The sequence below is a fragment of the Psychrobacter sp. JB385 genome (assembly GCF_900163785.1).
Classification (GTDB): Bacteria; Pseudomonadota; Gammaproteobacteria; order Pseudomonadales; family Moraxellaceae; genus Psychrobacter.
This window is the reverse complement of sequence record NZ_FUKN01000013.1, coordinates 573294-596647: the sequence shown is the minus strand read 5'-3', so window position 1 is coordinate 596647 and position 23354 is coordinate 573294. Positions and strand designations below refer to the sequence as shown.

18 protein-coding genes are annotated in these 23354 nt (G+C 42.1%); 14 read left to right on the top strand and 4 right to left on the bottom strand.

Translation table 11 applies throughout. The features are described from left to right. Positions 1 to 364: 364 nt before the first annotated feature. From nrdA to yfaE, 9 genes are all read left to right on the top strand, one after another. Complete coding sequence (gene nrdA / locus CZ794_RS09790) at positions 365 to 2641, top strand: class 1a ribonucleoside-diphosphate reductase subunit alpha (protein ID WP_087041408.1); 2277 nt, start codon at positions 365 to 367, stop codon at positions 2639 to 2641. 237 nt (positions 2642 to 2878) lie between these two features. Further along, positions 2879 to 3934: a hypothetical protein gene (locus CZ794_RS09785; RefSeq protein ID WP_087041407.1), complete on the top strand. Its 1056-nt coding sequence runs from the start codon at positions 2879 to 2881 to the stop codon at positions 3932 to 3934. Positions 3935 to 4032: 98 nt separating this feature from the next. Next, the gene (locus tag CZ794_RS09780; RefSeq protein WP_087041406.1) at positions 4033 to 4389 is read left to right on the top strand and encodes a hypothetical protein; all 357 of its coding nucleotides are present in this window, start codon (positions 4033 to 4035) and stop codon (positions 4387 to 4389) included. 65 nt (positions 4390 to 4454) lie between these two features. Next, complete coding sequence (locus CZ794_RS09775; RefSeq protein ID WP_087041405.1) at positions 4455 to 5531, top strand: hypothetical protein; 1077 nt, start codon at positions 4455 to 4457, stop codon at positions 5529 to 5531. Between the two features lie 534 nt (positions 5532 to 6065). Beyond that, positions 6066 to 6317 carry a type II toxin-antitoxin system Phd/YefM family antitoxin gene (locus tag CZ794_RS09765; RefSeq protein WP_087041403.1) on the top strand — a complete coding sequence of 84 codons (252 nt, stop codon included), beginning with the start codon at positions 6066 to 6068 and terminating at the stop codon, positions 6315 to 6317. Next, positions 6307 to 6594 carry a type II toxin-antitoxin system RelE/ParE family toxin gene (locus tag CZ794_RS09760; RefSeq protein ID WP_071001399.1) on the top strand — a complete coding sequence of 96 codons (288 nt, stop codon included), beginning with the start codon at positions 6307 to 6309 and terminating at the stop codon, positions 6592 to 6594. Before CZ794_RS09765 ends, CZ794_RS09760 begins: the two co-directional genes overlap by 11 nt. 36 nt (positions 6595 to 6630) lie before the next feature. Next, entirely contained in the window at positions 6631 to 7002 is a 372-nt protein-coding gene (locus tag CZ794_RS09755) for a hypothetical protein (RefSeq protein WP_087041402.1), read from the top strand. Positions 7003 to 7214: 212 nt separating this feature from the next. Then, entirely contained in the window at positions 7215 to 8348 is a 1134-nt protein-coding gene (nrdB, locus tag CZ794_RS09750; protein WP_087041401.1) for a class Ia ribonucleoside-diphosphate reductase subunit beta, read from the top strand. 57 nt (positions 8349 to 8405) lie between these two features. Next, on the top strand, positions 8406 to 8672 hold the full coding sequence (yfaE, locus tag CZ794_RS09745; protein ID WP_087041400.1) for a class I ribonucleotide reductase maintenance protein YfaE: 267 nt from the start codon (positions 8406 to 8408) through the stop codon (positions 8670 to 8672). A 111-nt stretch (positions 8673 to 8783) separates the two neighbouring features. Here yfaE and CZ794_RS09740 read toward each other — a convergent pair whose 3' ends face one another. Continuing rightward, a complete protein-coding gene (locus tag CZ794_RS09740; protein WP_087041399.1) occupies positions 8784 to 10103 on the bottom strand; it encodes a S1C family serine protease in 1320 nt (439 codons plus the stop codon). A 339-nt stretch (positions 10104 to 10442) separates the two neighbouring features. On the opposite strand from CZ794_RS09740, the gene CZ794_RS09735 reads away from it, so the two are divergent. Beyond that, positions 10443 to 11276: a Nif3-like dinuclear metal center hexameric protein gene (locus CZ794_RS09735; protein WP_087041398.1), complete on the top strand. Its 834-nt coding sequence runs from the start codon at positions 10443 to 10445 to the stop codon at positions 11274 to 11276. 984 nt (positions 11277 to 12260) lie between these two features. Then, positions 12261 to 13469, top strand: coding sequence for a transglycosylase SLT domain-containing protein (locus tag CZ794_RS09730; RefSeq protein ID WP_087041397.1), 1209 nt, complete (start codon positions 12261 to 12263; stop codon positions 13467 to 13469). A gap of 135 nt (positions 13470 to 13604) precedes the next feature. Here CZ794_RS09730 and CZ794_RS09725 read toward each other — a convergent pair whose 3' ends face one another. From CZ794_RS09725 to CZ794_RS09715, 3 genes are all read right to left on the bottom strand, one after another. Beyond that, positions 13605 to 16622, bottom strand: a complete 3018-nt coding sequence (locus CZ794_RS09725; protein WP_087041396.1) for a LysM peptidoglycan-binding domain-containing protein — start codon at positions 16620 to 16622, stop codon at positions 13605 to 13607. A gap of 134 nt (positions 16623 to 16756) precedes the next feature. Next, complete coding sequence (locus CZ794_RS09720; protein ID WP_087041395.1) at positions 16757 to 17251, bottom strand: hypothetical protein; 495 nt, start codon at positions 17249 to 17251, stop codon at positions 16757 to 16759. Between the two features lie 436 nt (positions 17252 to 17687). Next, positions 17688 to 18998, bottom strand: coding sequence for a hemolysin family protein (locus tag CZ794_RS09715; protein WP_087041394.1), 1311 nt, complete (start codon positions 18996 to 18998; stop codon positions 17688 to 17690). Between the two features lie 519 nt (positions 18999 to 19517). On the opposite strand from CZ794_RS09715, the gene yajC reads away from it, so the two are divergent. The 3 genes from yajC to secF all read left to right on the top strand — a co-directional run bounded on the left by yajC (position 19518) and on the right by secF (position 23318). Further along, positions 19518 to 19796: a preprotein translocase subunit YajC gene (yajC, locus tag CZ794_RS09710; protein WP_201508789.1), complete on the top strand. Its 279-nt coding sequence runs from the start codon at positions 19518 to 19520 to the stop codon at positions 19794 to 19796. Positions 19797 to 20177: 381 nt separating this feature from the next. Continuing rightward, complete coding sequence (gene secD / locus CZ794_RS09705) at positions 20178 to 22055, top strand: protein translocase subunit SecD (protein WP_087041392.1); 1878 nt, start codon at positions 20178 to 20180, stop codon at positions 22053 to 22055. Positions 22056 to 22064: 9 nt separating this feature from the next. Then, entirely contained in the window at positions 22065 to 23318 is a 1254-nt protein-coding gene (secF, locus tag CZ794_RS09700; RefSeq protein ID WP_087041391.1) for a protein translocase subunit SecF, read from the top strand. Positions 23319 to 23354: the final 36 nt, after the last annotated feature.

The following is a 23354-nucleotide window of genomic DNA, read 5'->3' as shown; positions in this document are numbered from 1 at the left end:
ATCAGGCGACAATCACTGAGAAAATAAAAAGCAAACGGCCGCACTATTTTTACAAAAAATTTATGATCGACCGCATTTGCGCCTAACCCTTATCCCATCGTCCTTTGCCAAAATTTGGACCGTCTACAACGTTGTAGCAACATAGTTTTATCCTAAAATCAATATAGTATTTTCAAAAATTTCCCGCTATATTGTGCCTACCTACTAACAAACACGCTACATGTAGTACTCAATGATTTTAATCATCATCATGAGTAGCGGCAGCTTTTTGCCTAAAAAAACCTATCGCACTAGCGTTATAAAGAATGTCTGCCAAGTATCAGCTGTGCAGCATCACTATAAGTAATCAACTTAAGAGGCCAACATGACACATATTGATAAAATCCAAGTAACCAAACGTGATGGACGTTTAGAGCCTATTAATTTAGACAAAATTCATAAGGTTATCGCGTGGGCCGCTGATGGATTAGAAAATGTGTCAGTATCGCAAGTTGAGCTAAAGTCGCACATTCAGTTCTATGAAGGTATCAAAACTCGTGACATTCATGAGACCATCATCAAATCTGCCGCCGACCTTATTTCTGAAACCACCCCTGACTATCAATATCTCGCCGCGCGTTTGGCGATCTTCCATCTGCGTAAGATTGCTTATAACCAGTTTGAGCCGCCGCACCTATATGACCACGTCAAAACCTTAACGGACGCTGGCAAATACGATCAGCATATCTTAGCGGACTATAGCCGTGCTGAATTTGATGAGCTAGAAGAATACCTCGATCATTGGCGCGATATGAATTTGGCTTATGCCGCTGTTGAGCAAATGGCTGGTAAATATCTGGTACAGGATCGCGTGAGTAAGACGGTCTATGAAAGCCCGCAGTTCTTATATATGCTGGTCGGTATGTGCTTATTTAGCCAATACGACAAATCAGACCGTCTTGATTTCGTCAAACGCTTCTATGATGCGACCTCAGAATTCAAAATCTCACTACCGACGCCTATCATGTCAGGTGTGCGTACGCCATCACGCCAGTTTAGCTCGTGCGTATTGATCGAGTGCGGCGATAGCCTAGACTCAATCAACGCGACCACCAGCGCCATCGTACGCTATGTGTCACAGCGCGCTGGTATCGGCATCAACGCAGGCCGTATCCGCGCCCTTGGTAGCCCTATCCGTGGCGGTGAAGCACAGCATACTGGCTGTATCCCATTCTATAAACTTTTTCAAACAGCGGTGAAATGCTGCTCACAAGGTGGCGTCCGTGGCGGTGCTGCAACATTGTTCTACCCACTATGGCATTTAGAAGTTGAGTCATTACTGGTACTCAAAAACAACCGCGGCGTGGAAGACAACCGTGTCCGTCATATGGATTACGGCGTACAGTTAAACAAAACGATGTACACGCGCCTCATCAAAGGCCAAGACATCTCGCTATTCTCACCAGGCGATACCCCAGGCCTCTATGATGCGTTCTTCGAAGATCAAGACAAGTTCGAAGAGCTATACACCAAGTACGAAAATGACCCTGCTATTCGTAGCCGTCAGATCCCAGCAGCTGATTTGTTCAGTCTAATGATGCAAGAACGCGCCAGTACGGGCCGTATCTATATCCAAAACGTCGATCATTGCAACACGCATAGCCCATTTGACGCGACGGTTGCCCCAATTCGCCAGTCAAATTTATGTATGGAAATCGCGCTACCGACCAAGCCACTTGATAACATCAATGACGAAGAAGGCGAAATCGCCCTTTGTACGCTATCAGCGGTCAACTTGGGTAAAGTGAATAACGTCAGCGATATCGAAGAGCCAGCTGAGCTAATCGTGCGTGCACTTGATGCCCTGCTCGACTATCAAGACTACCCAGTCAAAGCGGCTCAAAACGGCAGCATGCGTCGCCGTACGCTCGGTGTGGGCGTGATTAACTATGCTTACTACTTGGCTAAGAATGGCGCACGCTATTCAGACGACAGCGCGCTTGGTCTGACCCATCAGACGTTTGAAGCGTTGCAGTTCTATCTCTTAAAAGCGTCAAACAAATTGGCAAAAGAGCAAGGCGCGTGCCCTGCGTTCAATGAGACCACGTACTCACAAGGTATCTTGCCGATTGATACGTACAAAGCCGGCTTGGACAAAATCTGCCAAGAGCCGCTACATCTCGATTGGGAAACGCTACGTGGCGAGATCACCGAGCACGGTCTACGTAACTCTACCCTAACTGCCTTGATGCCGTCTGAGACCTCAAGTCAGATCGCCAACGCGACCAATGGTATCGAGCCACCACGTGGTCTGGTCTCTATCAAAGCGTCAAAAGACGGTATCTTAAAGCAAGTCGTGCCTGAGATTAATAAGCTAAAAGATCAGTACGAGCTACTATGGCAAATGCCAAACAATGACGGTTACCTAAAGCTGGTCGCTATCATGCAAAAATTCGTCGATCAAAGTATCTCTGCCAACACCAACTACGATCCCGTTCGTTATGCTGGTGGCCGTGTACCGATGAAAATATTGCTAAAAGATTTGCTAAACGCTTATAAAATGGGCGTGAAGACGTTGTACTACCATAACACTCGTGATGGTGCGAACGATGCGCAAGCGGATATGGAAGATGATTGTGCTGGCGGGGCTTGTAAGATTTAAGAACCGTTAAAAAATTGCAGTGCAATTTTAGGTTCGCAAGAGAAATTCTTCAAATAGAATTTCTGATGGATGGCGGGTTTGGCTTTTGGGTTAAGCTCGTCATCTAGCTTTGTTAAGCTCACTTCAGTTAATTACCTTTAAACTAATTGGTCAGATTTTTCAGAAAAATGCATACGATATCTTGAATTAATTTATATACTCTAAATGTTTTTTAATAAAATTAGTAAGGATGCATAAATGAGTAGCTTGATTAATATAAATAGTGAAGATGGTGGCATCCTTCTACCATTAGAAGATAAAAAGTTAGCGTCATTCATTTCAAGTCTTCTAGGTCAGCCTCAGTCAATTGAAAAAATTTTTACTGATTCGTACGTAGCAGATTATCAATATTTTATTAATCTTATTGATTTAATAATCCAACGCTTAGATCAGCAAAACCAATATAGCATTGTCTCATTTCAAGCAACTATAGGCTATAAAGATAAAACTAAGAGAAAAGTATCAACTATTGAAGCTTTCAAAGGTTTCTCTGAAACAAAAAATCTAGTTAGTACAGATTTAAACTTAAAATTAGGAATACTTGTAAATTTTCCTAGAAAGGATATACCTGAAAAACAAGAAATAGATATGTATTTTGCTACTTCATTAAGTGCGAATGGTACGTATGCTAGAAATATGTTTGATGTGGCTTTAAAAACCCAAAACGAACTTACTGGAGTTGTTTCTGTAGAAATAAACCATACTGAACGTACATGGGCTGATGACATGTTGACATTGATAGAGAACTCATTTGATGATATATGGGTGAAAGAAACAACTATAAAAAAAATTGGTAGAATTTTAACCTCAATATTAAAAATGCAGTATATGTACGTTCCAATATTTATTTTAATTTTTATTTACATGTCAGTTCCTCAAAAAACAGATATAAAAGATTTAACATATTCAAACTATCTTGATATTTCAAATAAATATCCAACGGGCATTGAAAGTCTTCATCACAAAATAGACTTCATGGCTTACAAGTTTTTCAACAGACCTGAGATAGATTTTTGGTACATGGCTTACCGCTTCGGAAAAATAATGCTGGTTATAGTTATACTAATCTGTTTAGTAAGTGTTCTGAAAAGCTATCTTCAACCTCCAACTTCGTTTATTATTTTAACAAATAAAACAAAATCTTATATGGAGACGTTGGATAAGAACAGATCTTATAAACTTTGGTTTCTTTCTCTAGCTGGAACAATAATTATAGGTCTATTTATCAATTATTTATTTTCAATTTTTAACTAGCAAAAAGTGTAGGGTGCGCCCAGCGCACCGATAGTATAGGAATTGTGTTTAAAGGTGCGCGAGGCACACCCTACGCCTGTTAGATAGGTTGGATAAAAATGCAGCTGTCTTCACCAATCAGTTATAAAAGCTCTGCTAATGCAACAATTTACCGTGATGGTGGCTCGCTTGAATTGAGATTCACCGCAGATGACGACAGCAAATATTGTATATTTATGGAAGTCGTTCGTGACTCGCCAGATGATTGCAAACGTTACCATCCGCCGATGCTATTTAAAGAGTCATTCGACGTAAATAACAGTAAGCCCGAAGACTTTATCAGTTATTTAAATTGGCAACAGATCAAAGGCTTGATTAGCGAAATTAAGATGGATATCGGTCAAGATTCTCATAATCAGGATTTCGATTTGATTGGAAATATTGCGAACGATAATGGCTGGCTTATTAAATCTTAAGATGTGCCCAGCACACCGATGAAATAGAAATTTAATATTGACGAAAATGACAAGAGAATATAGTTATGAAAATCAATAATGTTTCAATATTCTTTTGTCTACTCACTATCTCTTTGTTATCCATACCAGTGAATGCTCAAAGTTTTGGAGAGGTTGATAGCTCATTAAAAAATAGCTCAGCTAAGTCAAAGCTTGCTGATCCAATTTATAAGATAGACGATAAATATAGAGATATAGAGAATGATTTAGTTGGACACTATACGTTATCTTTTGGACAAGGGTCTAAAGCAGAACAAAAGCTAATTGAACTTTCTAAAAATCGAAAATATACAATGATTGGCTCTAACTTTACTACCCCTATTAGGGTTGGTGATTGGCGAGTGGTAGATGGTAAATATTTACACTTACTGGCTTATGACGCCTATCCTTTCAACGTCTATGGTCGTCATACCACTGAGTTGAATGAGACGAGTCGAGTAGTTTTCAATGGCACCTATCTTAGCCATAATACGTTCATAAACTACGATAATGTATTGAATGAGACGCCAATACTAACACCTATCTTGAATAAAAATACTGATTGCAACAAAAGACCTTATATTAGTGAGCTACCTAAGAAATATGATTCAATCTCACTCGCTTACAACCCTGATAATGGGAATAAAGGAAATTCAAAAATAGATATATACACATTTAATAATAACAATAATTTTAATGATTTTCGTATTTCAACGTATCTAGACCTGACTTATCAAGATACTATCAAAGCAATTATTAAAGACGATCATCTTATCTTTCAGCAAGGCAAAACGATTAAACGCTTTGTTCCCGAAATTACAGACGAAGACGATTCATCGTTGGAAGATATTGAAAACCTTGCTGTATCACCCAAAACTATTTATCAGAATATAGCGGGTAAGCCATTTGTTGAACCATTCGTTGATCCGAAAGACTATACTTTCGATAATGATATGAAAGCATATGTCGCTATCAATAAATGTCGTACAAATTGTCCAACAGAAGAAGAGTATGGTTATTCTGATATTTTCTACGAATATCAATTATTAGAAGATATTACAGTGCAACAGAGTAAATTTAAAATAGCAGACAAGTTTTTTATCAATACAGCATGTAGGACGTAAGATATTTGCACGTGATGTGGAGTACATCTAGAGTAACGATGAGCCGCAAGAATTTAATACTTGCACTAAAGGCATCCAAATGCTAAGTCTAAAAGAGATAAACCTGATGTCCACTATTTTATATGATGCAGATGGCGTACGGATTTATACCCATCATTCATTTGAAGTGAGTGACAAATTATCCGAAAACTTGGATTTTTTTCTAGAGTACAAAGGTAATATTTACGCAGGCACCGCCTTTTCGTTAAATTGCGTGATAGCATCTATGGACAACACTGTTATAGATTCGCCATTTAGCAACTACTTTTGGGTGCCCTACACTATAGTCATCAGAAAATTTTCTAGTGAATACTTGATAGCATCAATACTAGACATAATTAGTGATAAAACGGTCGTACTAGAAGACGTTGTTTGTAAACAGAACTGAACTAAAATAAGTCATGTATCTAAATTTAATATAGTAGTAATTAAGACCTAATTTTCGTGCTAAAATCAGCCCTATATTTAGAGCTTAATTTTAGTGGAGAATGAGTCATGCAACCGATATTTGCGACACAAACAGCCAGTATCTCAGAGCTAAAAAACAATCCTTCTGCCTTAATCAAACAGTCAGATGGTGAGTCGATTGCTATTTTAAACCACAACAAACCCGTGGCTTATTTGGTATCAACAGACATGTTTGAGCGCATGATGGAAGCGATGGACGATATGGCACTCAGCCAAACCGTGGGCGCACGGATGAATGATGGGCAAACACCTATCAAGGTCACGTTAGATGACTTATAGTCTTGAGTTTCACCCGTTAGCATTAAAAGAGTGGAAAAAGATAGCGCCAAGTATCCAGCAGCAGTTTAAGAAAAAATTACAGCAGCGACTCTCAAATCCTCATGTGCCTGCGTCAAAACTCTCTGGACATACAGATACTTATAAAATCAAATTACGCACCATAGGCTATCGTCTGGTATATACCGTCAAAGATGACGTGGTAGTGGTTTATGTATTGGCAGTCGGTAAAAGAGAAAACAACAAGGTATATGACAGTCTGGCGACGCGTCAGCCATAATCAAAACCTAGATAGAACTAAAACGACGGAGGTCATGTGCAATATACCGCAATCATCAAAGACGGTGGTTTGTTTATCCCAAACGTATTTTCAGACCTAAACGATGGTGGCTCACATATCGTACAAGTCGAGGTTGATATTGCAGCGGTGCGTCAGCAGTTAGGTGTAGAAGAAGCACCAAAGGCAGCCGTCGCCAAAAAAAGCGTGGCAAAAGCAGCCAAAAAACCAGTATCGAGAGCGGCTAAAAAAGACTTAAAAACAGCAGCGGAAGAGTCTGATGTGAGTACACTACGCAAAAGCGCACTTGATGAATTAGAGGCACTCGATGATAGTGAGCTAAGCGAGATATTCAAAGCCTATATGAACGATGGACAAGAATCCTCACAGATATCATTAGAGAATTTATAATATGGTCAACACACTTTAAAACCGATACAGAGCTACTGGTATACATATTTTTTAGCCTCTGTCACGCTTGCGAACAGCAAGCAAAAAATATGTATACCAGTAGCACGTCGTCATGCACGTATCGATTTTATTTTGGAATGGCTATATATTACTTTTAAAGCAGCATTTTTAACATTCACATTAATAACCATATCAATGATAAAGGCAGTCCCATGACTTACTCGATTTTTTCGCAAACGCCAAACAATGCGCTACAAGAGCCGATGTTCTTTGGTCAGCCCGTCAACGTGGCGCGCTATGACCAACAAAAACACCCGATCTTTGAGCAATTGATTGAAAAGCAGCTGTCGTTCTTTTGGCGTCCAGAAGAAGTCGATGTATCACGAGATCGTATCGACTTTAGCAATCTGTCCTCGCATGAGCAGCACATATTTTTGAGTAACCTCAAGTACCAGACTCTACTCGACTCTATCCAAGGTCGTAGTCCAAACGTGGTGCTACTGCCGCTAGTGTCTATCCCTGAGCTTGAGACGTGGATTGAGACATGGTCGTTCTCTGAGACCATTCACTCACGCAGCTATACGCATATCATTCGTAATATCGTCAATGACCCAAATATTATCTTTGATGATATTATGCAAAACGAGCACATCTTAGGCCGTGCCTCTGATATCGCCCAATACTATGATGAGCTGTATCGCAACTCGCAGCTATATAGCTTATACGGTCCAGGTACGCACAACATCAATGGTGAGCAAGTGACCGTTGATTTAAGATCGCTAAAAAAGCAGATGTACCTATGCATCATGGCGGTCAACGTCTTAGAAGCTATTCGTTTCTATGTCTCATTTGCTTGCTCGTTTGCCTTTGCTGAGCGCAAATTGATGGAAGGTAATGCCAAAATCATCAAACTCATCGCTCGTGACGAAGCGCTGCATTTGACGGGTACGCAGCACATGCTGAACCTGATGCGCAACGGTCGTGACGATCCTGAGATGGTCGAGATTGCTGCAGAGTGTTTCGATGAAAGTATTGAAATCTTCCGCAAGGCGGCTGAGCAAGAAAAAGAATGGGCAGGTTATCTGTTCAAAGACGGCTCAATGATTGGTCTCAACAAAGACATTCTATGCCAATACATCGAATACATCACTAACTTACGTATGGAAGCGGTCGGCTTGCCAGCGGCGTTCCCGAACTCAAAATCAAACCCAATCCCATGGATCAACACGTGGTTGTCGTCTGACAATGTGCAGGTCGCCCCGCAAGAGACCGAGATTAGCTCGTACTTGGTTGGTCAGATTGATTCTGATCTCTCAGACAGTGATTTTGATGACTTTGAACTGTAATATTTTTAGGCTTTAATAGTAGTAATAGCAAAGACATATCCCAATAGGATTAAGACTATGACTTGGGTAATGACCAGTAAAAAGCAGTTCTATCTACATGATGACGAAAGTCTGTTAGATGGTTTGCTACGCACAGGCCATGATGTGAATTATCAATGCCGTGAAGGTTATTGTGGTAGCTGCCGTGTCAAGCACATCGCCAGCTCCCACAAAATTGATTATCCCTTTCATCCGCTTGCCATGATTGAGGACGATGAAATCCTGCCTTGCTGTTGCCGTGTGCAAGGCGTGATTCATATCAATCATGAGGTTGTCGTAAAATAACTGCTCCTGCATTAAAGACCGTCCCATCAAAAAAGCGCGCTATCTCAACGGATAACGCGCTTTTTCTTATAGGCTACTTTGTTCAAAGCCTTTCTGTATTAACTATGCCTGTTATAAAGGCGCACCATCTCGCTCGAACAATTTTAATAACTCTTCGCGCATACGATCACGCTCAGCCTCTGACATCATAGGTACTTCTTGCTGTCCACCTTGTAGACCTGATTGACCGTCTTCATCTTGCATCATGACAACAGGTTGCTCAACCGTCTCTTGCGCCGGACGTTCTTCTAGCAATATCTCTACTTGTGCGTTTTTACCTTGACGCAGGATTTGTGCATTCAGTTTGGTATTGGGCGATTTGCGCGCAACGTACTGAATCAGTGTGTTGGCATCCGTCATCTCAACGCCATCAATAGTCAAGATGATATCGCCAACACGTAGTCCACTCTTGGCAGCAGGGCCACCTTCGATGACGTTTAAGACTTCGACCCCTGTTGAGGTTTCAAGCTGTGTTGGATCACGCAGCTGTGATTGTATCTCGATACCGAGCCAACCACGGCTTACTCGACCATCTTTAATCAGAGCATTCATCACTTGCTCAACGATAGAGGTAGGAATGGCAAAACCGATACCCATCGAGCCGCCAGAGCGTGAGAAAATCACAGTATTAATCCCTAGTAGCTCACCATACGCATCCACCAGTGCGCCGCCTGAGTTACCCGGATTGATTGCTGCATCTGTTTGTACAAAGTCTTCAAACTTATTGACGCCAAGGCCTGTGCGGCCTGTGGCTGAGATAATACCTTGTGTCACGGTCTGACCGACGCCAAACGGGTTACCAATGGCTAGTGCTACGTCGCCCACTCGAATAGGTTCTTCACGGAAGCCAAGCGGCGTCAGTCCAGTCATGTCTACTTTAATCACGGCCAAGTCACTGTCTGGGTCTGTCCCAATGATTTTGGCACGGCTCTTACGACCATCGTTAAAGGCAACCGTAATCTCATCTGCCTTTTCGATGACATGGGCATTGGTCACGATATAGCCATCTTCTGACACAATCACACCAGAGCCTAAATTGGTATTGCCCTGTTCTTGTGATGGGCCACCATGATATTCAAAGAACCGGCGCAATACAGGATCATCCATATAAGGATGCTCGGTCATCGTTTGTGTGGTGTAGATATTGACAACCGACTGCGACGCTCGAGCGACCGCATTATGATAAGAGGCAATCGGCGCTGGTGTATCACTGGTAGGCGCTGAGGCTTGTTGCTCAGCTGGCGTGGTTCTTGGCGGCTCCCATGCATCCTTAGACGGCGACTTCATACTCATAAACAACCAGACAAATGCGGCAATCACTATCAGTAATAAAACCCAAGGTAACCATTTTAAAAAAGGTGCCTTATTGTTGGTGTTCCGAGACGATGACATATAAAACCTCTATAAATTTGATACAAGCAAACGAAAGTGAATGAAGTAGGAGAAACGTGCCGATTCCGCCTCACCTATCCAGTGGCAATCACTGCCGAGAGGTCATAATAGGTGATGTTGGGTACAGGCTCACGTGCGTAAAGTATAACTCTCCATATCATCAAATTGTCACGTATCGTGTACCATTTCAGTTATTGCCTTTGTCTACTCTTTTGCAGTGTCATGTTAAAATGCAGGCTTTAAGCACTCTGCCCTGTACAGTGACAGTCTATTTAATGATAAGCTATTTGTAGCGCATTCATTTTGACTCAAAACATGCCAATGATAAGGAAAATAAAAATGACCACCAACTCTGTCTCAACACCTACCCTCCCTACTGGTATCAGCGTACAAGACTTAACGCAGTTTTGTGATGACTACCTATCGGCTGGCGCATTTAAAGACTATGCTCCAAATGGCTTACAAGTTGATGGTGGACGCCCTGTGCAGCGTATTGTCACTGGTGTGACTGCTTGTGAAGCGCTGATTGATGCGGCTATTGCAGAGAATGCAGATGTCATCATGGTACATCATGGTTATTTTTGGAAAGGCGAACCCGCTCCTATTACGGGAATGAAAGGACGACGTATCCGCAAACTGATGCAACATGGTATCTCTATGATCGGTTATCATCTGCCGCTTGATGCTCATCCAATCATTGGCAATAATGCCAAACTTGCAGAGTTACTGAATTTGACCATCACTGGTGCGCTATACCCTCATGAGTCGCATCCTGTTGGCAATATCACTACTTGTCAGCCGCAGAGCGCAGGCAGTCTTATTGCTCACATCACTCAAGTATTGGGACGTAAACCACTACACATCTCAGCCAACTATCATGCCTCTCATGAGACCGGCAACCTGATAGAAAATGAGCGAATGATTGAGCGCATCGGTATCTGTACGGGCGGCGCGCAAGACATGATTGAACAGGCGGCGATCATGGGCTGTGATGCCTTTATTTCTGGAGAGATATCAGAGCGCACTACTCACATTGCTCGTGAGCTTGGCATAGATTATTTTGCCTGCGGTCATCATGCGACAGAGCGTGGCGGTATTGAAGCTTTAGGTCATGTGCTTGCTGATCATTTTGCGCTGCCTGTCACTTTTATTGATATTGAAAACCCTGCTTAATTACCCCATGACTGAAGAGCGTTTGGCCAAAACGGTCAAAAAAATAAGACGAGAAGAGCCATTTCTTGTCTTATTGCCTCTGTTTTTATGATATTTATTCTTGTAAACCCATAAATAATGACCCTATTTTTTACCGTCTATAGTTCTATTGTTAAGTTTTATCGCTTATTTCTTAACTCCTCTTGAATAATCCTATTAGTATCTACATATTACTCATTGAAGAAAGAACGTCTTGTCATGAGACTTCCCATTTATTATAGCTTCCGGTTATGGCGCTTTAATGGGGATAACTCTCTACTATCTTATTGTTTTGTGAGGTTTTAGACTGGTTGTCCATTGGCTTTTTACTGTCTCATATATTTTGAGCAGTGATACTTGCCTTTATTTTGGCGTCTTAATAACGATGTTGCATATTTTGATGATAAGACAGTTATGATTGCTGTCCTTATCTATCAAGGTTATTTGCTCATCCTTATAACTGAACAATGACATATTTGCACCTATTTGCTGCGTGATAAATGAATACACACGCCAATAGTGAAAAATATGAACGTATTGATATTCGAGCGACAGCGATGTGGTAATGATAATTACCTCTGCTGACCCATTGATATACGGTGTTGTTTTGATAACTTATTCATGACCTTACCTGTGTTTGATCTATCGTTGTTTTACTATTGTTGCTCTCTATTATCGGTGAAGGAGTCATTCGATTTATACCCTTCGCGTGGTTGTGCGTCTAGATTTTAAGGGCGATCTTTTTAGTCGCCAACGTTTATGCCAATAGAGAGCGAATACATAAAGCATCCTGCTACCTTATTAAGACAGCTAGTAGCGGAGCGATGATAAAACAGAGTGATGGTGGACTTGTCTATTCGATGAGTGCCCTATCATTTGAAATGTAATAGTGGTCTACGTCTATTGTATCAGCGTGGTTCATTTACGTTTTAGGGTAAGTAGGATGGCTAAAATCAGGAGACATCCATGCAGCGTATTACTTACCGTGTAAAGGTATCTGCGCAAGGGGCAAAACGCCGTATTTCTTATTTACTGCGTCCAACCAAACGCCGACTCAACACTAAAAGTAACATCGTTTCATCCGTTACCCCTATTACCTCGACTCGTTTTTCCAAAACTAAGAAGTTGGCACAAATCTCTAGTATCGCCTTTCTCTCGCTCCCCGCTCAGAGTTTGACGACGATGGGCGTGCAAATGCCAGCTTATGACCACGTCATGCTTAATAATACGCTGACGATTGCTGCTGTCCCAGGTGATAGCACGTACTTTGCCACTGATGGTTTCCAACACGGTTTTGGCTTTGATTTGGTACGTACTTATGCCGATGAGCTTGGTGTCGATATCAATCTTCAAGCTTATGCCAATGAGGAAGCAGCGCTAAAAGCCTTGCGTTCAGGTAAAGCAGATATGGCGCTGACCACAGCCAGTACGCAACTAAAAAGCAAGCTGAATTTGGCGTCTGTCAACGTCAGCTGCGGCTATGATGCCAGTTTAACCAAAAACGGGCTGCATCCAAAAGTAAGCTGGACATTTGGCTCTTCAACAGATCCTTTATCAAAAAAAGCCAGTTATTTCTTGTGTGATAGCATCAAGCTAAAAAACACGCAAAAGCTGGCGGCATTCTATAATCAAAACTTATTAAAAGATGCTTATAGTCAAGATCATTTCAAAAAGACGCTGACAGAGAAGCTGCCTGATTATCAATCTTCTTTTGAAGAACAGGCGCGCAATTATAACCACGATTGGGAATTGCTTGTCGCAATGGGCTATCAAGAATCACACCTTGATGCCAATGCTGTCTCACCCACTGGTGTGCGTGGCCTTATGATGCTAACCAATAATACCGCTAAAGCGATGGGCGTATCAGACCGCGTAGATCCTTATCAAAGTATCGGTGGTGGCGCACGCTATTTAGAGCAAGTAAAAAGCGAGTTTGCAGACGTGCCAAAAACAGATCGTATCTGGTTTGCGCTTGCGGGTTATAACATGGGCCCCAATGCGGTAAAAAGTATCCAGCGTAAATTAAGAGATCAGGGTATTGATGATAAAAGCTGGGCAAACGTTTATGCATATTTGGCTGATAATAAAGCCTCTAACAGTCGTTACGGTCAGGCGATGCATTATGTCAGTAATATCAGAAGCTACCTTGAGACGATAAAAACCCAAACGGTTTAACCACAGATTTTTATCCATCATTCATGGGTAAATAATCTAATAAAAAAGCTGCTCTATAAAGAGCAGCTTTTTTACGTATTTAGGTTTAAACCTTTAGTCGGTAAACTGATATTAGCTTTAGTTACTCCTGTACGACTAGCGGTTTGGTACTGTGAGACGTTGACCACGTTGTAGCATGGTATTGGCAGCTATATTATTCATATCAGCCAACTCTTGCGTCGATACACCGTACTTACGCGCCAGTCCAATCAAGCTGTCACCTGAACCCACGGTGTAACTGACGGTTGCTTTTGGTACTTTAAGCGTCTGTCCACGCTGCAATTGGGCATTGGTTGCCATGTCATTGGTTGCAGCCAAGTCTTCTACTGAGACGCCAAATTGACGGGCTAGCGCAATTAAGCCATCACCTGATTTGACTTTGTAGCTTTCAGTATTTCCCAGTTTTTTACCAGTACTAGTGCTGCTTGCTGTGCTAGTAGTGTTACTGCTACTACTTTGCTTAGTGCTGCTAGAAGCGCTAGAAGTTGTGACACTACCGCCAGCAGGGATCGTAATGGTACGACCCAATATGAGATTAGAATTGGTTTTTAGATTATTAGCGGCAGCCAAATCACTGATGCCAATATTGTAGCGTTGCGCCACGCCTGTCAAGGTATCCCCAGACTTCACTTTATAACTGACTTCTTTGTCATTAAGCTGGCGATCTACCAATTCTTTAGACACAGGTACTTTAATAGTCTGACCACGTTGCAAACGTGCATTGGCATTAAAATTACTATTGACCGCTGCGATGTCCGCTGGACTAACCCCTACACTATTAGCGATTCCAATTAAGGTATCGCCCGACTTAACTTTGTAGTTGGTTGTCGCGACTGAGCTTGAGCTACTGGTGCCGTTACTGCTACTTACAGTAGAGGCGGTGCTGGCAGCGGCATTGAAATCAACACTAGCAGGTACTTTTAGCGTTTGACCAACGTACAATGAATCTGTAGCGCCAATACCGTTCAATGTAGCAAGTGTATTCGTTGGAACATTGAACTGACGTGCCAGTGCAATCAGACCATCTCCTGCTTTTACTTTATAGTTTTTAGTAGCTGTACTTGATTTACTTGGCTTACTAGACGGTGCTGCTGGAGTCACAGCAGGCGCAGATACTTTGCCTGGTATCAGCCATAGCTTTTGACCTCTTAGCAAGTCGGCACGGCTACTAAGATTGTTGTAACTGGCTAGCTGAGTGACTGACAAACCAAAGCGATTCGCCGTTCCAATTAAGGTATCTCCGCCTTGTACCACATAGCTTTCTGGTTGCTTGGCTGCGGCACTGCTCTCTGTGCTCAAAGGTTCAATGGTTTTGGCGTTATATAAATACAGGGTACTACCAGATAGCAGATTAGCACTGGCATCTATTTGGTTCCACTCTGCGATATCACGCCAGTTCACACCAGCACGACTGGCGATATTGGATAAAGTATCACCACGTTTTACGGTATACGTTGTACGTGTGCCTTGAGGCTTAGGTTTGCTCGCTGAAGAATTTGCAAAGCTCAGTTTTTTCTCTTCTCCACTGGCTTCTAGAATAGACTGCTGCGTCTGTACTGCTGATAAATTAATATTACCATCTGCATTGATGACATTAGTCTCAGACGTACTGGTACGAATTTGATTGGCAATGAAATCACGCTCTTCTTTGCTCAATGGTGGTTCTTGAACAATCGTATTATTCTGAGTGATTTGGGCAGAAGTCGTAGGCAGACTATTACTACTCTTAAGCTCAGCATTGATCTTGCTGGTTTCTGCATTGGTTAGTGGTGGCTCAGTACGGCTTGGTGTACTACTATTGTAGGTAGAGCCACTGGTTGGTGTCACAGAAGGTGAGATGTAGCTTGTTGTTTGCTGTGGCACGCTGGCGCTTGCTGCATAATCAGCCAATGCACTGCCGGTAGATGGCAAAGAAGAGTTGCTATATGGTTTACTGTTATAGCTTGGCGTAGTTGTGGTAGTCGTTGGACTGCTCGTGTTATTAGAAGCCAATACGTTACCTGTGCCATTGCCTCTCAATGTGCTGAGTTTAGCATCTGCATTGAGACTGACATCATTAGGAATGATGACACGCTGAGGACCTGAAGCGTCAACACGCCCAGAAGTCAGAGCCGTATTTAGTCTTTCTAGTTCATCATAACTCACACCCGTTAGTTGGGCTACTTCGGCCAAACTTACTCCATAGTTGACTGGCACACTACGGAAATGCTGGCGGTTAGCAATGGCTGGTAAGTAGACACCATATTGCTCAGGCTTGGCAACGATTTCGGCAACTGCCAAAAAGCGCGGCACATAGTTCATGGTTTCAGTAGGCAATCTGAGTGACCAGTAGTCGGTTGGCAAACCACGGGCAGCGTTGGCATCGATTGCTTTTTGAATACGACCAGGACCAGCATTGTATGCAGCAAGCGCAAGCTCCCAACTACCAAACTGATTGTGCAGTGCCGTCAAAAAGTCATAGGCGGCACGCGTCGATTCGATAACGTCACGGCGACCATCATAAGTACCGCTTTGGTTCAGACCATAGATTCGGCCTGTACTTGGAATAAACTGCCACAGACCTGCCGCTGCCGCACTACTTGTACCACTTGGATCGTAAGAGCTCTCAATGACTGGTAATAAAGCAAGCTCCGTTGGGATATTACGACGCTCCGCTTCTCGTACAGTATGATAGATATAGCGACTGGCACGCGCTGTCAAACGATTAAGGTAATCTTGACGACTGGTAAACCAGCTTTTCTGCCCTTCAATACGCTGGTTATAAATTGGCTGTCCACCGTTCATGCGATAACCAGCACGTAAACGATTCCACAAATCACCATACTGTTGAATCGCAAGTTTGTTACCTTCCACCATCGTCATGTCAGTGGCTTCTAACAAATCTGCTAACTCATCTAAGCTCTCTGCGTCCAAAAACGCAGTTGAGTACTCATCGCTACTATTTGGTTTAGGTGCTTGAGTGGAGGGACGTTTGACGAGCACAGATGAGCCATGGGTCACACCTTTATCTTTTACCGCTGACGTATTACTACAAGCACTGATAAGTAAAGTGGAGACCGCAAGCGTCAATGGCAACGCAATAAATGAGTGAGATTTTGATAGCACAGTAGACATGATATTGGAAGTTTCCTAACGACAAGAAGTGATAAGATAAAGTTGTTTGGTAGTATAGTATGCAACGTAAAGCAAAAACTACCTTAATATTAAAAGATAGTAGGCAAAAACCAGACCTACAGTCACATCAATGATTAATTAATGGTGACCTGTGACACTGCACGTAACAGTACTGCATTGCCAGTGGCGACTGTTAGGGTCACCCTTGATGTCGTTACAAATGAAACTTTTTGACCATCTTTTACCCAACTCTCATTGGTCGTGACATTTGCCTTGGCCTGCGTGCCAGTAATAACAATATTATCAACAGAAATGTCATAATTATAATTGGACGTATCATTCCAACTATTCTGTAATAATTTTAGATAAGCATCTTTATCTAAACTGGTGGATTTACCCTTTCTAGATAATGAAATTAGTGCATCATCAGAAACCAGACGGGCAACTTGGTTGATACTTTGGCTGTTCGCTGACGACTTCATGGCTGCTATATAATCTAATACTAGCGCTTCGGTCATCGTTGCTGCTTGGGCAGTGATACTTACTGCACTCACCGCTGCTACAACTGCAGCAACGCTTGTGCCTTTTATCAATAGCGCGAGCCACCTTTTACCCCATAATTGTTTCATGGTAATCCTTAGGAACTCTGTTTTCATTGCGGTTAATATCATTGTATTTGAATGATGACAATCAATACTTTTATCATTTAAATACTTATTTTTTAGACTCTATATTTCGATAAATCAATAAATTGACTTCAATACCTAAGCACCATCTCATCAACACTATATCAATCAATATCGATGATAGCTTACTTGTATCATAGAGTGAGCGTATCATTCAATTCTCACAGTTATGTGACACCCTGTGTAATTATTGCGAAAAACAAAACGTACAGGATGTCGTTATAAAGGGACTCTTACGGTTATGACAATGCGGCAATCAAACCATCAAAAACAGCTGAGTTCGTTGAATACAATATACAGCTGCTGGCTTGATTCTTGCTAACGATATCTTTGTCTCTGCAAACAATGCATTTAAAAACGATGCCTCTACAAGTTTGCATTACAGTTTGCTATTACCGCTGATGTCTTCGTATTCTTCATCATCACTAAGCTTCATACCCAAACGCTCCACTCGTCTGTCCATCATTTGACGAGCCAACGCTTGCATATCTTCAACGCGATCTATTTCATCTACAATTTCAAGACCCAATAGTGTTTCAAACACATCTTCTAGGGTGACCAAGCCTTTGACTTCACCATACTCACCTACCGTGATAGCAATATGAATACGGTTTTTTAGCATCAGCTCTAACAAGTCGAACAGCTTCATTTTTGAGAATACAAACGTAATTTCTCTTTTGAACTGTGTCAATGGCTTATGCATAGCATGGTTGACTTTTGCCAACAGCATATCTGTCTTTAGGACAAAACCAGTAATATTGTCCAAATCGCCTTCATAAATTGGCAATCGTGAAAACGTCAATTTTGGACGATCAACCAGTAACTCAGCCACCGTTTTGTTTTCTTCAAACGCTAACATCACCGATCGCGGCGTCATAATATCTTCAACTTTAATGGCACCAAACGCCAGTAAGTTACGAATAATACGAGACTCTAGTGGATCGATTTGTCCTGACTCTTCGCCAATACTCGCAAGTGCGGCAAACTCACGACGGCTAAACGCTTGAGGTTCTTTACCACGTACCAGCAATTTTGTCAGTCGCTCTGATATCCAAATCAAAGGATACAGCAGTAGAATAATACCTCGGACAAAATAAGCGACAACGCCACTTATTTGACGCCAGTACATGGTGCCTAATGTTTTTGGAATAATCTCAGATAAAAATAAAATCGCCAAGGTCATAAACGCAGAAAACAGTCCAAACCACGCGCTACCAAATACAATGGTGGCTTGTGCACCCGCACCAATAGACCCTAACGTATGAGCCACTGTGTTTAAAGTCAAAATAGCTGCCAAAGACTGATCGATGTTATCAACTTTTAGGCGTCTGAGCATGTTTGCTTTTTTTGGATTATGCTCTTGAATATCAGCAATGTACGACGGTGTCATACTCAATAACGCTGCTTCTGATAAAGAACAAATAAATGAGATACCAATGGCAACGACGACAAAAAACACCAGTAACAACACACTTGTGGCAGTTGGATCTGCTATCGCCTCTGTTGCTACCGCTCCTGCCCCTGCTGCAAAAGCAGAAGAAGACATTAGCAACATCAAAGAGGCTATTAGCGCTGCTATACCAGAAACTGACTGGTAACGACTAAGCCGCATGATATGACGTATCGTCGGAGGAGGTTTGGCAGACGCTTCTTTATGAGCGCGTGGACGACGTAAACGAGGTATAAACATAGGAGTGTTGAACAAGTTAGGGAACCTAAACAGAAAAAAGGAAAAGGGATACAACGAGTAAGTTAAATCTGATAACAAGATTATTTGTCAGAATAGGCCAAGATGCCTATAAAAACAATGGCCAACAACCGCTCAAAACGGATTTTTGACTTCATATTAGAACTTTATCACATCTCAGTGGATTGCATGCTAAATACAAGTAATTATTACCATTTGATAGTAGCATTGATGATAGCATTTCACAATAAGTCGCTCTTTTCGAGCCTTGATTTTTTGACGTGTCTTCTCATATATCTTTATCTATTGGCCATCAAATACTCAGAATTTGATATACTTTCAAAAATTTAGTATCACTGTCCGAGTAAAACTACTCACTGGTACCATAAGTATGGCTTACTAGTATACTGTTAACTCAATAAAAACGTCCTTAGCCTATGATTAACAGTTACCAAGACTGGGATTTTTTGTTACTATGCGTTTAATTTTATTTTTACCTATCATTTAATGAGAGAGAGAGATATGGAACAGTTCGGTCAACTTATATTGCCTATTGCCTTTTTTGCGATTTTTTACTTTTTGGTTATCCGTCCACAGTCTAAGCGTACCAAAGAGCATCGTGCGATGGTCAATGCATTGACCGTGGGTAGCGAAATCATCTTTGCTGGTGGCTTGATGGGTCGTATTAAAGCGATAGAAGGCGACTATGCCGTTGTAAGCTTAAATAACCACACTGATGTAAAAGTACAACGTGCTTCTGTTATTTCAGTATTGCCTGCTGGCACGATCGAAAGCGTTTAATCATTGATAGTATTTTATTGATGGTGATTTGATGGTCGTATCACCAGTATGTGCAATGACTCAAAATGACCGTATAAGATTTACGGTCATTTTTTGCTATAAAACAGTGCGTTAAATTAGATTTCTAGACTTATAATGTTCCATCTGTACGCTGTTGAGTGACTGTTTTGTAGATCGTATCTGTTATATTTTTAATGACTATATAAGGATACGTCTGTATCATTTGCCTTTCTGTTTTACGTTTTATTATTATCGCGGATGATTACAATGGTGTTTCATAAATAATGCTCAACATAGCATCTGACCATTGTTATCGCTAACTTCCCATCTGCTAACTTGTGGCTCCTGTCGCCAGTTGTTTATCAACTTAAAGAAGTGATTATGCAATATCCCGCTTGGAAATACTTACTTATTGTCGTCGTGCTAATCATTGCCGGTCTATATGCTGCTCCTAACCTATATCCTGACGAACCTGCCGTGCAGATTACAAGTGCCGCAGCAGGTACACAGTTGTCTGAAGGTATTTTGACCCAGTCTCAAAGCTTACTTGAAGAGGCCGGTCTTGAAAACCATAATGGCACATTTGAGGACAACAGTGCGCTGGTGCGTCTCAACAACCCAGTCGATCAGCTGAAAGCTCAAGAAGTACTGCGTCAAAAATTGGGCGAAGACTACGTAGTCGCATTGAATTTGGCACAAACTACCCCGCAATGGCTACGTGATATTGGTGCAAGACCAATGAAGCTTGGGCTTGACTTACGTGGCGGTGTACGTTTTGTACTAGAAGTCGATATGGACAAAGCGCTTGAACAGCGTCTAAATAGTGCCAGTCGTGATGTGCGTCGTGACCTACGTGCTGAGAAAGTTGCGATTAAAGGTATTAAGACTGAACGTCAAAGCATAGTATTGCATTTCGCTGATACAGATACACGTAATCGTGCACAGAACGTTCTACAAGGCTCCATGGGCAGTACGTTTAGTCTACAATCCTCTATTGATGCTCAAGGCCCTGCTTTAATCTTGGCCTATAATGAAGCCACGCTTGATGAGATCAATAGCTACGCAGTCAATCAAAACTTGACGACACTACGCAACCGTATTGCTGAGCTTGGCGTTACTGAAGCCTTGGTACAGTCACAAGGTGCCAGCCGTATTGTAGTCGAGCTACCAGGTGTACAAGATACTGCTGAAGCGAAGCGTGTTCTCGGCCGTACTGCAAACCTTGAGTTCCGTATGGTGGCTGAAAACAGTGAAAACTATACTGGCGGTATCCCACCAGCAGGTACTGAAGCTTTCCCGTTTGAAACCCTAGATGGCCCGCCTGTACTGCTACAGCGTCAGGCAATTGTCACTGGTGATAAAGTCACCAACGCTCAAACAGGCGTTGACGAAAATGGCTCTCCTGAGGTTAGTATTACGCTAGATAGCGCGGGCGGAAAGCTGATGCAAAATGCCACGCGAACTGCGGTCGGCAAGCAAATGGCAGTATTGTTTATCGAAAATAAGCAAAGAATTACTTATGAAGAAGATCCAGCGACTGGAGAAACTGTCGAAGTAAGAACGCCTTATGCCGAAACCAAAGTCATTAACCGCGCCAATATTCAAGCGGTACTTGGCTCTTCTTTCCGAATCACTGGTTTGGACAGTACGGCTGAAGCAGCAGAACTTGCCCTTTTATTACGCTCAGGCGCACTTGCTGCACCAATGTACTTTGTAGAAGAGCGCACTATTGGTCCTTCATTGGGTCAAGAAAATATCGATAAAGGTCTGTTTTCTACTCAGGTTGGTTACCTACTCGTCTTTGCGTTTATGATTATTTTCTATCGTCTGTTTGGTGTGATTGCTAACGTGGCACTTGCCGTCAACGTTATTATCATCATTGCCATTATGTCGATCTTAGGCTCATCACTGACACTCCCTGGTATCGCTGGTATCGTCTTAACCATTGGTATGGCAGTTGATGCCAACGTACTGATTTTTGAGCGAATACGGGAAGAGATTGCAAATGGCGTGCGGCCAAAATCCGCCATTGTGGCAGGTTTTGATCGAGCCTTTAGTAGTATTTTCGATGCCAACATCACTACCCTATTGATTGCATTTATTCTATTTGCCATTGGTACAGGTCCGATTAAAGGCTTTGCGGTTACATTGGCTATTGGTATTGTCAGCTCACTATTTACCGCTATTATGGTAACGCGTGCGCTGGTACAAATTGCTTATGGTAAGCGTAAATCTATCAAACGTTTGAGCATCGGTTAGGAGAACATTATGACGATTGATAAGAACAATCCTTTAGAGCAACAAAATAATCCAGACCGAGATGGTTCAAGCAACTCAAATGTTGATGCCAGTACACGCCGCCGCAAAAAACCACGTCGTAATGGTAAGGGCAGTAATACCCAAACCAATAATACTGAGCCAATGGTAAGTAAGGCTCGTCGCAGTGGCAAAGGTGGCGAAAAAGACAGTCACGCATTGGCAACTCAGGCAACTGACCCAAGCTTATTATCGAGTGATGCGGCTGATGACGCCGCTGCAGCTGCCGAAGGTGGTATTAAAGCGGTAGGCGATCAGCGTATCATTCCATTTATGAAAATAGAAAAGCCAATGGCACTTCTATCTTTATTTCTTGTGATAGGCAGTATCATTGCGATTGCAGTAAATGGTTTGAACCTGGGTCTTGATTTTACTGGTGGTGTCTCAGCAGATGTGCGTTATGAGCAGCCTGTCGAGCAGGTTGAGGTGGTACAGTCCTTAGCTGATAATGGTTTCGACGACGCAGTAGTGCAGTATCTTGGGACTCGAGAAGAACTATTGATTCGTCTTCCTCCCCAATCGGATAGTGTTGATGGGTTGAATGCGAGCCTTAACGAAGCCCTGTCTCTACCTAATAATGATGTCGAAATCAGTAACGTTAATATTATCGGTAGCCAAGTTGGTAACGAGATTTATCTAAACTCAGTTATGTCACTAGTGTTAGCCCTGGTATGTATGTTGGGGTATGTTGCTTTACGCTTCCAGTTCAAACTCGCGCTTGGTGCGGTACTATCGCTGTTTCATGATGCTATTGTGACCATTGGTGTCTTTGCCTTATTTGGTTTTCCTTTTGATTTAACCGTTTTGGCAGCTGTTTTGGCCTTGGTGGGTTACTCTATCAACGATACGATTGTTGTGTATGATCGTATCCGTGAGAATTTCCGCCGTGTCCGCGGTATTACACCGCGTCAAACTATTGATTTATCATTAACAGAGACACTACGTCGTACCATTATGACAATCTCTACCGTATTATTGGTTGTTTTAGCGATGTTGTTCCTAGGTGGCGATGGCTTGTTCTGGTTCTCAGTAGCGTTGTTTATTGGCCTGTTGGCAGGTACTTACTCTTCAACCTATATCGCCAGCTCAATCCCATTACGTATGGGTCTGTCGCGCGATGACTTCATTGTCAAAGTGAAACCAGAGTTCGAAGAAGAAATTGTTACTTTTAATGATCCAAAAATGTTTGAACAAGAAAAAATGTAGTAATCTTAATATTTATCTTTGATTGCAATACAATGA

Coding starts and splice junctions, on each gene's coding strand:
- CZ794_RS09775 (WP_087041405.1), top strand. CDS start 4,455: ATGAAAATCAATAATGTTTCAATATTCTTTTGTCTACTCACTATCTCT.
- CZ794_RS09765 (WP_087041403.1), top strand. CDS start 6,066: ATGCAACCGATATTTGCGACACAAACAGCCAGTATCTCAGAGCTAAAA.
- secD (WP_087041392.1), top strand. CDS start 20,178: ATGCAATATCCCGCTTGGAAATACTTACTTATTGTCGTCGTGCTAATC.
- CZ794_RS09735 (WP_087041398.1), top strand. CDS start 10,443: ATGACCACCAACTCTGTCTCAACACCTACCCTCCCTACTGGTATCAGC.
- CZ794_RS09740 (WP_087041399.1), bottom strand. CDS start 10,103: ATGTCATCGTCTCGGAACACCAACAATAAGGCACCTTTTTTAAAATGG.
- yfaE (WP_087041400.1), top strand. CDS start 8,406: ATGACTTGGGTAATGACCAGTAAAAAGCAGTTCTATCTACATGATGAC.
- yajC (WP_201508789.1), top strand. CDS start 19,518: ATGGAACAGTTCGGTCAACTTATATTGCCTATTGCCTTTTTTGCGATT.
- nrdA (WP_087041408.1), top strand. CDS start 365: ATGACACATATTGATAAAATCCAAGTAACCAAACGTGATGGACGTTTA.
- CZ794_RS09720 (WP_087041395.1), bottom strand. CDS start 17,251: ATGAAACAATTATGGGGTAAAAGGTGGCTCGCGCTATTGATAAAAGGC.
- CZ794_RS09725 (WP_087041396.1), bottom strand. CDS start 16,622: ATGTCTACTGTGCTATCAAAATCTCACTCATTTATTGCGTTGCCATTG.
- CZ794_RS09730 (WP_087041397.1), top strand. CDS start 12,261: ATGCAGCGTATTACTTACCGTGTAAAGGTATCTGCGCAAGGGGCAAAA.
- CZ794_RS09780 (WP_087041406.1), top strand. CDS start 4,033: ATGCAGCTGTCTTCACCAATCAGTTATAAAAGCTCTGCTAATGCAACA.
- nrdB (WP_087041401.1), top strand. CDS start 7,215: ATGACTTACTCGATTTTTTCGCAAACGCCAAACAATGCGCTACAAGAG.
- secF (WP_087041391.1), top strand. CDS start 22,065: ATGACGATTGATAAGAACAATCCTTTAGAGCAACAAAATAATCCAGAC.
- CZ794_RS09715 (WP_087041394.1), bottom strand. CDS start 18,998: ATGTTTATACCTCGTTTACGTCGTCCACGCGCTCATAAAGAAGCGTCT.
- CZ794_RS09760 (WP_071001399.1), top strand. CDS start 6,307: ATGACTTATAGTCTTGAGTTTCACCCGTTAGCATTAAAAGAGTGGAAA.
- CZ794_RS09785 (WP_087041407.1), top strand. CDS start 2,879: ATGAGTAGCTTGATTAATATAAATAGTGAAGATGGTGGCATCCTTCTA.